Origin of the sequence: Acidithiobacillus ferriphilus (assembly GCF_018854775.1) — a bacterium.
GTDB classification, from domain to species: domain Bacteria; phylum Pseudomonadota; class Gammaproteobacteria; order Acidithiobacillales; family Acidithiobacillaceae; genus Acidithiobacillus; species Acidithiobacillus ferriphilus.
Genome location: NZ_JAAZTY010000038.1, coordinates 19,119 through 27,630, shown reverse-complemented (window position 1 = coordinate 27,630; position 8,512 = coordinate 19,119). Strand labels below are relative to the sequence as shown.

The window sequence follows — 8,512 nt, the reverse complement described above, 5'->3', positions numbered from 1 at the left end:
CGTCAGCATCCGAAGACCTGTTACCGTTCGACTTGCATGTGTTAGGCATGCCGCCAGCGTTCAATCTGAGCCAGGATCAAACTCTCTCGTTCAATCCTTCTTAAAACAATACCAATCAGGGCAATTATCAACACATTTATGCGCTCATAATACCCTTGGGCCTAAACCCCACACATCTCCACTCGGCTGGAAAAGAACGATACAACGTACTGCGAATCTTGGTAGCGGGGGTAGGATTTGAACCTACGACCTTCGGGTTATGAGCCCGACGAGCTGCCAAGCTGCTCCACCCCGCAACAGGGTCTGTAACTATATCAGGCGATCTACTTTACTGTCAACACCCAATGTATTTGCTGCTCTCTTTGGGTCCTCTGCCCCGCCGAGAGGACGAACTATACACGGGGGTATGGGGGCACGCAAGCGCTTTTTTTGCCCCCGGAGATGAAGCGCCTGTTCAGGCCGCCGGGGTGGCGATGGAGGTCGGCGCGGGTGGCGGCGTCGCGGTGTTGGCATTGTCGCCATAGGGCGCAAAGTCATAGGGCTGGGCAGGCAACCGGGCGATCACCGCGGACAGCGTAGGGGCGTTGATATTGATGGCCGTGGGTATGGTATTGGGCTTTTCTACCAAATCGATGACCTGTTGCCAGTTAATCGTCCAGTTTTGCTGGGCCTGCTTTTCAAAAAGACTGATGGCATCGACTGCGCGTTGTTGAGAGTTGCCGCCTTTTTTATAGGCTTCTATGGGTGCGAAACTTTGCAGATAGAGCTGGCCGTTGCCACTCGTCCCGACAATATATGGCTGATCGATGGTCGTCACCGGCGTGCCCACCTTTACCATTTTAAAGAGCTGAACTTCGTTTTCGGGATAGACGTGGAAGCAGCCATGGCTGACCCGCATGCCGACACCCCAGGGCTTATTGGTGCCGTGAATAAAAATCTGCGACCAGCCCGTTTCCAGCGCCAGTTCACCCATGGGGTTGTCAGGGCCGGCGGGGAAGAACGCGGGTATGGGTTCCCCGGCCTTGGCATGCTCCTCCTGTATGTTTTTGGGCACTGTCCAGGTGGGGTTCCTGACTTTGGCAATGATGCGCGTGCTGCCCAGCGGATTCGGCCATTTTGGGCGGAAAATGCCCACCGGGAAGGTGTAGACCACATGCTGACCGGCGGGGAAATAAAACAGGCGGCGCTCCGGGATATTGATGATGATCCCTCTCCACGGCTTGGGGGGGAGGATATATTGAGTGGGAATCAGTACATGGGTTCCAGCACCGGGAAGCCATGGATCGACGCCAGGGTTCGCAGCGCGGATTTCGTTATAGCCAAGATCGTAGTGGCGGGCGATATCGAGCAGTGTATCCTGATGTCGGGCGATCACCACCTGAAGCTGTCCGACCATGTTGCTGCCGGTCGCAGGCAGGGGAAACTCCGCGGCAAAGGCAGAGCTGGAAAGCAGCATCGAACAACCGGCAAGGAGACTGGGGATAATGGGATATTTCATGGTGCAGTATTTTCCTGGACTTGTTGAATATGGGTAAGATCAATCTCGACATCACCGTCGGCCTGACGCAGACGCAGCCATTCCCTGCCCTGCGCGGTCCAGACGTCGAGAATAATGCCGATTTGCCACGTGCCATCCGCCAAACGCAAACGCAGTGAACGACGCTGCATCGCGGCCAACTCTAAGGCGCTGTGCAGTGCGCAACTCACTGGTTCGCAGGTCGAGTGCACGGGTTCAGGCCTTAACGACGTCCAACCCGCCGAGGTAGGGACGCAAGGCGGTAGGAATTTCGATACTACCATCGGCGCGCTGATGGTTTTCCAGAAGGGCAACCAGGGTGCGACCAATAGCGAGGCCGGAACCATTGAGAGTATGGGCGAGTTGCGGCTTGCCGTCTTCTGCGCGGTAGCGTAACCGCAGGCGGCGCGCCTGAAAGCTTTCGAAATTGCTGCAGGAGCTGATTTCCCGGTACTGATTCTGGCCCGGCAGCCAGACTTCGAGATCATAGGTCTTGGCAGCGCTGAAACCCAAATCCCCCGCGCAGAGGGCCATCACCCGGTAGGGCAACTCCAGAAGTTGCAATACCTTTTCGGCATGGGCGGTGAGTGCTTCGTGGGCCCGGCAGGAATCTTCGGGACGGACGATCTGCACCAACTCCACCTTGTCGAACTGATGCTGGCGGATCATGCCACGGGTGTCGCGCCCATAAGCCCCCGCTTCGCGCCGAAAACAAGGGGTGTAAGCACAGAAGCGTTGCGGCAGGATACCGACAATCTCACCGCGCAGAAGATTGGTAAGCGGCACTTCGGCAGTGGGGATCAGGTAATAGGGGTCGTCCCTCAAAGCAAAAAGGTCTTCTTCGAATTTGGGGAGCTGCCCAGTGCCGAAGAGGGAGTCAGCGTTGGCGAGAAAGGGCGGCGCGATTTCGCAATAGCCGTGTTCCGTCGTATGCAAATCCAGCATGAATTGCGTCAGGGCGCGCTCAAGACGGGCACCGAGGCCACGCAACACCGCAAAACGGGCGCCAGCGAGGCGAGCGCCCGCCGCGAAATCAATAATACCCAAGTCCTCGCCCAGATCGACATGGTCGCGAGGAGGAAAATCGAAGGCGCGGGGTGTGCCCCAGTGACGCAACACCACATTGTCACTTTCATCGCGACCATCGGGCACTGAATCCTGCGGGATATTGGGCAGGTTGCTGGTCAGCTTCTCCCATTCGGCAAGGATGCTTTCCAGAGATTGCTCCAAGGTCCTGATCTCTTCGCCGTGCTGCGCCGCCGCGGTCTGCATCGCGCTGGTATCGAGCCCCTGACGGCGCGCCTGACCGACCTGTCTGGAGGCTTCATTGCGAGCGTTGCGCACTTCTTCGAGCTGAATCTGCAGGGTTTTGCGCTGCTGGTCGAGGGTGCTCAGGGCCGTCACATCCAGAGTGAAGTGACGGCGGGCGAGGCCTGCGGCTACTTTTTCTGGTGCGCTGCGCAGCAAGCTGGGATCAAGCATGGGGGTTTTTCTCTCGGACAGATTGACGATGGGCATTTATCCAGCGTAGACGTTCTTGGATACGGGCTTCCAGACCGCGGTCGCTGGGGTCATAAAAATGGGTCTGACGCAGGCCGGGGGGCAAATAATGCTGCTCCGGGGCGATGGCGTCGGGATAGTCGTGATCGTATTGATATTCCTTGCCATAATCCAGTGTTTTGAGCAGTTTCGTGGGCGCGTTGCGCAGATGGAGGGGCACCTCCGCAGTACCACCCGCCTTGACGGCGGTGCGCACAGCATTCCAGGCATCGTAGACGCGGTTACTTTTGGGGCAGCTGGCGAGGTAGACCGTGGCTTGCGCGAGGGCCAGTTCTCCCTCGGGCGAACCGAGAAAGGCATAGGCGTCCTTGGCGGCGAGGGCCATATCCATAGCCCGCGGGTCAGCGAGGCCGATATCTTCAGAAGCCATGCGCACCAGACGGCGGGCGAGATACAAGGGATCGGCGCCCCCATCGAGCATTCGCGCCAGCCAGTAGAGCGCCGCATCGGGGTCGGAACCGCGCAGAGACTTGTGAAAAGCGGAGATTTCGTCGTAAAAGGCTTCACCGCCCTTGTCGAAGCGTCGCCAGGATTGACCGCTGGCCGCGGCGACGATTTCGGCAGTGATCTGTGTGTTACCCGCCTGCACCGGGGCCAATTGTACCGCGAGGTCCAGCAGATTGAGGAGACGACGGGCATCGCCGTCGGCGGCGGTCAGCAAACCCTTGCGTACTTCCGGGGACATCTCTATCGCCAGATCACCCAGACCGAGCACACTATCAGCAAGGGCGTGATCGAGCACCGTGCCGAGTTCTTCACCAGTCAGCGCTTTGAGAACATAGACGCGCGCCCGGGACAGCAGGGCGTTGACCAGGGCGAAGCTGGGGTTTTCCGTCGTTGCGCCGATGAGGGTCACGACGCCTTCTTCCACATGGGGCAGCAGGGCGTCCTGCTGACTCTTGTTGAAGCGATGGATTTCATCGATGAAGAGGACCGTGCCCTGGCCCAGAGACTGGGCGGCCTCGGCGCTGGTGACGGCGGCGCGGATTTCTCGTACTCCGCTGTTGACGGCAGACAGAATCTGGAAGTGCTGGCCAGCGGCATGGGCGAGGAGTTGCGCCAAGGTGGTTTTGCCACTGCCCGGCGGACCCCAGAGAATCATGGAGTGCAGATGCCCGGCCTGCACCATGGCCCGCAATGGACCGCCCTTGCCGAGCAGATGGTTCTGCCCGACATAGGCGCCCAGCGTCTGGGGACGCATACGGGCCGCCAGCGGGCGAGGGTCGCTACCGGGCAATGCTGCCATGGGCGTTCGGCTCGGGCAGCCTATCCCTTAAAAGTCCCGGGAAATGGCGGCGCCGAAGTTGAGGGTGCTGGCTTTGTAGGTGCCGGGAAACCTGTGATTATATGAAGAGGTGTTACCGGAAATAGCATAAGAAACGCCCAAATCATAATGCCACGGACCCAACCCCACACCGACGCCAAAAGAGGCCAGATTACTGCTGGCCGTGGGTATCGCTGCCTGAATGCTGGAACCACTGGTGGGGCTGCCCTCGTGGGCGAGCCCACCGCGGAACTCAAGATCCTGATTCAGGTGATAGCTGAGCCCGATACGATAGGCCATGGCGGACTTCCAGCCGAGGCTGCCATAGCCGGGCAACTGGGCATTGCTCCAGTCATTCCAGTCCACATCCAGTTCGGTGGCAAAGCGCGGGGTGAAGCGATAGCGGACACCTGCCTGCACGCGACTGGGGAGGTCAACACTGCCACCGCCTGAAGAAATACTGGCCGCCGAGCGGTAACTGAGTCCCGCATTGAAGCGCTCCGTGGTGTAGAAAAGCCCGACGTTACCGCCGACACCCCCACCACTACCGGAGTTGGGGCCAAAGGTTGCGCTCAACGTCTGGTAATAATCCAGACCCACCCCAACGCTCAGATTGGGCAGCAGCAAATAGGCAACACCCGGATTCACATCAATGATCTGCAAATTATTTTTCCACTGCGTAGCACCAAAAGTCCCGGCAGGCCAGGTGTTGTTGGTGTTGAAGGGCGAAGTGATACCGAGACCAACCGCCAGCGGGAGGTCATTAAAACGATGGGTCACAAAGAGATTGGGCAGAATCTGCATATTGCTGCTGGCGTCGTAAGTAACATTGCTGTTATCCACTTTGTAAGCAGGGCGCATCGCGAGAATATCCAAGCCCACCCGGGTACCCGGGAAGAAGACCATGTCCGCAGGATTGTCGGCAAAGCTGCTGACGGGTCCGCCATCGGCTACCGTGGCACCTGCTTCCGAAAGTCCCACCACGGAGGTCGGCGCGGCAAAACCTGCGGCATGGGATTGCGCAGCCACTAACAGGCCGAGGGTAACGAGGGCGAGGCGGGTCTTCAAAGCCGACATGCAGTGCTCCAGAAAAAATTATTGCGAGAGAACATCCACACCGGCTGGCGGAGTGAACTGAAACTCCTGCGCCGAAATGGGGTGATTGACTTTAATATGTGTAAAGCGGAGGACCGTCTGTTGCTGAAAGGCATCTTCCATGCGCATCTGGCGCAGTGCGCCCTGCGCGTCAAAACCCATGCGCAGATCCGTGAAGCCTTGATCCTGACCCGTTTTGGGATGGAGCAGGAGCCAGTGAAGACCGTCTTTTTGACCCAGGTCAGTGATCTTGAAGCGCTGGCCGAGGTCATCGTTGCCGGCGATCAGCGCCGCAGGGGTCGATCCGAGGGCTTTGCCGAGAGGCTGTACCGTGGCCTGCTCCAAAGCGGGTTCGTAGAGCCAGACCTTCTCACCGTTGGATACAATGATTTGCCCGTTGTTGCCGCTATAATCCCAGCGGAATTTGCCGGGGCGGGAAATCCACAGCTTGCCACTGGCACGCTTGACGATCTGGCCGTCATGGTTGGCTACCTCCTGACTGAACTGGGCCGTGATGGTATGGGTTTTCTGGAAAAAACCCTGCAACATCGCCAGGCCCGTGGCAGCGGCCGCGTACTGGACACCGCCCAAAATCAGCAGCGGCACCCAAAACCAGCGAGCCAAACGTAAGGCCGGTAATGGGTCGCGCATAAAGTGCAAATGGTCAGTCCCGACCGGGCGGTGCTGCTGCATAGATTTCTCTGCTCCCATTACTTTGCAAGGGACCGACCACACCAACCCGCTCCATCTCTTCGATCATGCGGGCGGCCCGATTATAGCCCACCTTGAGTTGCCGCTGCACGTAAGAGATGCTCGCCTTGCGACTACTGGTAACGATGGCCACCGCCTGATCATAGAGGGGATCGGCATCTTCCCCGCCTTCTCCGTCCATGCCCTCGCCATCGCCACTCTCGTTACCCTGCACAATACGCTCGTCGTATTGTGGCGCGCCCAACTGACGCAGGGACTCCACCACACGATGAACTTCCTCATCGCTGACAAAAGCCCCATGCACCCGCAACGGGTAACCGGAGCCAGGCGGCAGATAGAGCATGTCGCCCTGGCCCAGCAAGGTCTCCGCCCCCATCTGATCGAGAATGGTACGCGAGTCGATACGCGACGAAACCTGAAAGGCAATGCGGGTGGGGACGTTGGCCTTGATCAGTCCGGTGATTACATCCACCGAAGGACGCTGGGTCGCCATAATGAGGTGCAGACCGGCAGCGCGCGCTTTCTGGGCCAGGCGGGTGATCAAGGTTTCCACCTGTTTACCGACCACCATCATCAGGTCCGCGAACTCATCAATGATCACCACTATAGCAGGCAGCGCGCTCAGCGCGACGGGCTCGCCATCCATATCTTTATCCGGACCCGGCAGGGGATGTCCCGAAGCTGCCGCTTCCCGCACTTTCTGATTATATCCGGCCAGGTTGCGCACTCCGGCAAAGGCCATGAGCTTATAACGCCGTTCCATCTCCGCCACGCACCAGCGCAAGGCGTTCGCGGCCTCCTTCATATCCGTTACCACCGGCGCCAACAGATGGGGGATGCCCTCATAGATGGACAACTCCAACATCTTGGGATCCACCATAATCAGGCGGACATCGTCAGCAGTCGCCTTAAAGAGAATGCTGAGAATCATGGCATTGACGCCCACAGACTTGCCGGCGCCGGTGGTTCCGGCCACCAGCAGATGGGGCATCTTCGCCAGATCGGCGGACACCGGCTGACCGCCGATATCCTGTCCCAGTGCCAGCGTTAGATGGCTTTTGCTCTGGGTAAAACTGTGACTGGAAAGCACCTCGGAGAGACGCACCGTGCGCCGCTTGAGGTTCGGCACCTCGATGCCCATGGTGGCCTTACCGGGAATGGCTTCCACTACACGCACCCGCGCCGCCAGCACGCGCGAAAGGTCTTTACTGAGACCGGCGATCTGGCTGACTTTGACCCCCGGTGCCGGCTCTATTTCAAAACGGGTAATCACTGGTCCGGGATGAGCCGCCACCACGCTTGCCTGCACCCCGAAATCGGCCAGCTTTTCTTCCAGCATGCGCGACTGCTGCGCCAGCACTTCGGGTTGCAACTGGGAACTGGGGTCTTCCGCATCTGCCGGATCGAGCAGGGCAAGATCGGGAAGACCATCAGCACGCGGCGGCCCTACGGGTGCGGGCAGTGGTAACTGTCGACTGCCTTTAACGACGGCCTGAGTCGGCGCTGCTGCTGGAGATGTTTTTCGCACGGCAGGCGCCAGCGTCGTGATCGGCACAGGGGTCGTTTCTTGGGCGACCACCCGTCGCCGCAAAGGCCAACGCAGGTGTGGTCGTGGCAAAGAGAAACGCAGAGCGCTGATATGTGCCGCCATCGCGCGTGGTCCCAGGCCAGTGAGCAGAAACACACCGAGAACGAACAGCAGCAGAAAGAGCAATATGCTACCACCCACGCCGATAAAAGGCTGGGTATGGACACTGATTTCCTGCCCGAGGATACCGCCCGCGCCGTCTCCGGCAATGGGCCACCACTCCGTGGGCCAAGTCAGCGCGAGAAAACTGGTCAGACCCAGCACGACGGCAACAGCGCCCAAAGGGGCCGCCCAGCGCCCCGGATACTGACGGAACCAACACCGCCATAGCTGCCAGGCCCACACGCCCAGCTCCACAGGGAGGAGCCAGGCGATCATACCAAAAATCTGCACCAAAAAATCAGCGAGATAGGCGCCAGCCTCACCACCCCAATTGTGCACCTGGGCACCTTTACCACTACTAAACCAGCTGGGATCGGAGGGATGAAAACTGAGCACGGACATTGCCATGAAGGCTGCCACCGCGATCATCAGCAGCAGCAGCGCCTCGCGGCGCCACGGTTTGACACGCGACAGTTGAACCGGCTTTGCGGGGGCAGGCCGGGAGCCTCGGGACACGTTACGGGCAGTGGAACTCATACCGGCACGCTAAACGACCCCTGCACGGGTGTCAAGGAGATGCCGGGAAAGAAAGGCAAAGAAATGCTATTGTTAGCGGCTTCTAATGGTTCAGATGCAGGCGTTTATTTCGTGCCATCCGAATATCACATCAGGACGG

General features: G+C 59.1%; 7 protein-coding genes, 1 tRNA gene and 1 rRNA gene. All 9 read right to left on the bottom strand.

All coding sequences use genetic code 11. The features are described 5' to 3' along the window. Positions 1 to 92, bottom strand: a 16S ribosomal RNA gene (locus HF921_RS03425); the annotation flags it as partial. 127 nt (positions 93 to 219) lie between these two features. After that, positions 220 to 296: transfer RNA gene (locus tag HF921_RS03420), tRNA-Met, on the bottom strand. A gap of 158 nt (positions 297 to 454) precedes the next feature. Further along, positions 455 to 1,498, bottom strand: a complete 1,044-nt coding sequence (locus tag HF921_RS03415) for a L,D-transpeptidase family protein (RefSeq protein WP_064218107.1) — start codon at positions 1,496 to 1,498, stop codon at positions 455 to 457. Beyond that, positions 1,495 to 1,728 carry a Rho-binding antiterminator gene (locus HF921_RS03410; RefSeq protein ID WP_215848879.1) on the bottom strand — a complete coding sequence of 78 codons (234 nt, stop codon included), beginning with the start codon at positions 1,726 to 1,728 and terminating at the stop codon, positions 1,495 to 1,497. The genes HF921_RS03415 and HF921_RS03410 overlap by 4 nt, the downstream gene beginning before the upstream one ends. Positions 1,729 to 1,732: 4 nt before the next feature. Next, a complete protein-coding gene (gene serS, locus HF921_RS03405) occupies positions 1,733 to 2,998 on the bottom strand; it encodes a serine--tRNA ligase (RefSeq protein ID WP_215860203.1) in 1,266 nt (421 codons plus the stop codon). Further along, positions 2,991 to 4,322, bottom strand: coding sequence for a replication-associated recombination protein A (locus HF921_RS03400; protein ID WP_064218105.1), 1,332 nt, complete (start codon positions 4,320 to 4,322; stop codon positions 2,991 to 2,993). The genes serS and HF921_RS03400 overlap by 8 nt, the downstream gene beginning before the upstream one ends. A gap of 27 nt (positions 4,323 to 4,349) precedes the next feature. Continuing rightward, positions 4,350 to 5,417, bottom strand: a complete 1,068-nt coding sequence (locus tag HF921_RS03395) for an OmpP1/FadL family transporter (RefSeq protein ID WP_064218104.1) — start codon at positions 5,415 to 5,417, stop codon at positions 4,350 to 4,352. A gap of 18 nt (positions 5,418 to 5,435) precedes the next feature. After that, a complete protein-coding gene (gene lolA, locus HF921_RS03390; RefSeq protein WP_064218103.1) occupies positions 5,436 to 6,128 on the bottom strand; it encodes an outer membrane lipoprotein chaperone LolA in 693 nt (230 codons plus the stop codon). Continuing rightward, positions 6,100 to 8,373 (bottom strand): DNA translocase FtsK, encoded by a 2,274-nt coding sequence (locus HF921_RS03385; RefSeq protein WP_215892399.1) that lies wholly within the window; start codon positions 8,371 to 8,373, stop codon positions 6,100 to 6,102. Before HF921_RS03385 ends, lolA begins: the two co-directional genes overlap by 29 nt. Between the last annotated feature and the right edge of the window lie 139 nt (positions 8,374 to 8,512).

Excerpts from the sequence above, each read along its gene's own strand:
- HF921_RS03415 (WP_064218107.1), bottom strand. The coding sequence starts at position 1,498 with ATGAAATATCCCATTATCCCCAGTCTCCTTGCCGGTTGTTCGATGCTG.
- serS (WP_215860203.1), bottom strand. The coding sequence starts at position 2,998 with ATGCTTGATCCCAGCTTGCTGCGCAGCGCACCAGAAAAAGTAGCCGCA.
- HF921_RS03400 (WP_064218105.1), bottom strand. The coding sequence starts at position 4,322 with ATGGCAGCATTGCCCGGTAGCGACCCTCGCCCGCTGGCGGCCCGTATG.
- HF921_RS03395 (WP_064218104.1), bottom strand. The coding sequence starts at position 5,417 with ATGTCGGCTTTGAAGACCCGCCTCGCCCTCGTTACCCTCGGCCTGTTA.
- lolA (WP_064218103.1), bottom strand. The coding sequence starts at position 6,128 with ATGCAGCAGCACCGCCCGGTCGGGACTGACCATTTGCACTTTATGCGC.
- HF921_RS03385 (WP_215892399.1), bottom strand. The coding sequence starts at position 8,373 with ATGAGTTCCACTGCCCGTAACGTGTCCCGAGGCTCCCGGCCTGCCCCC.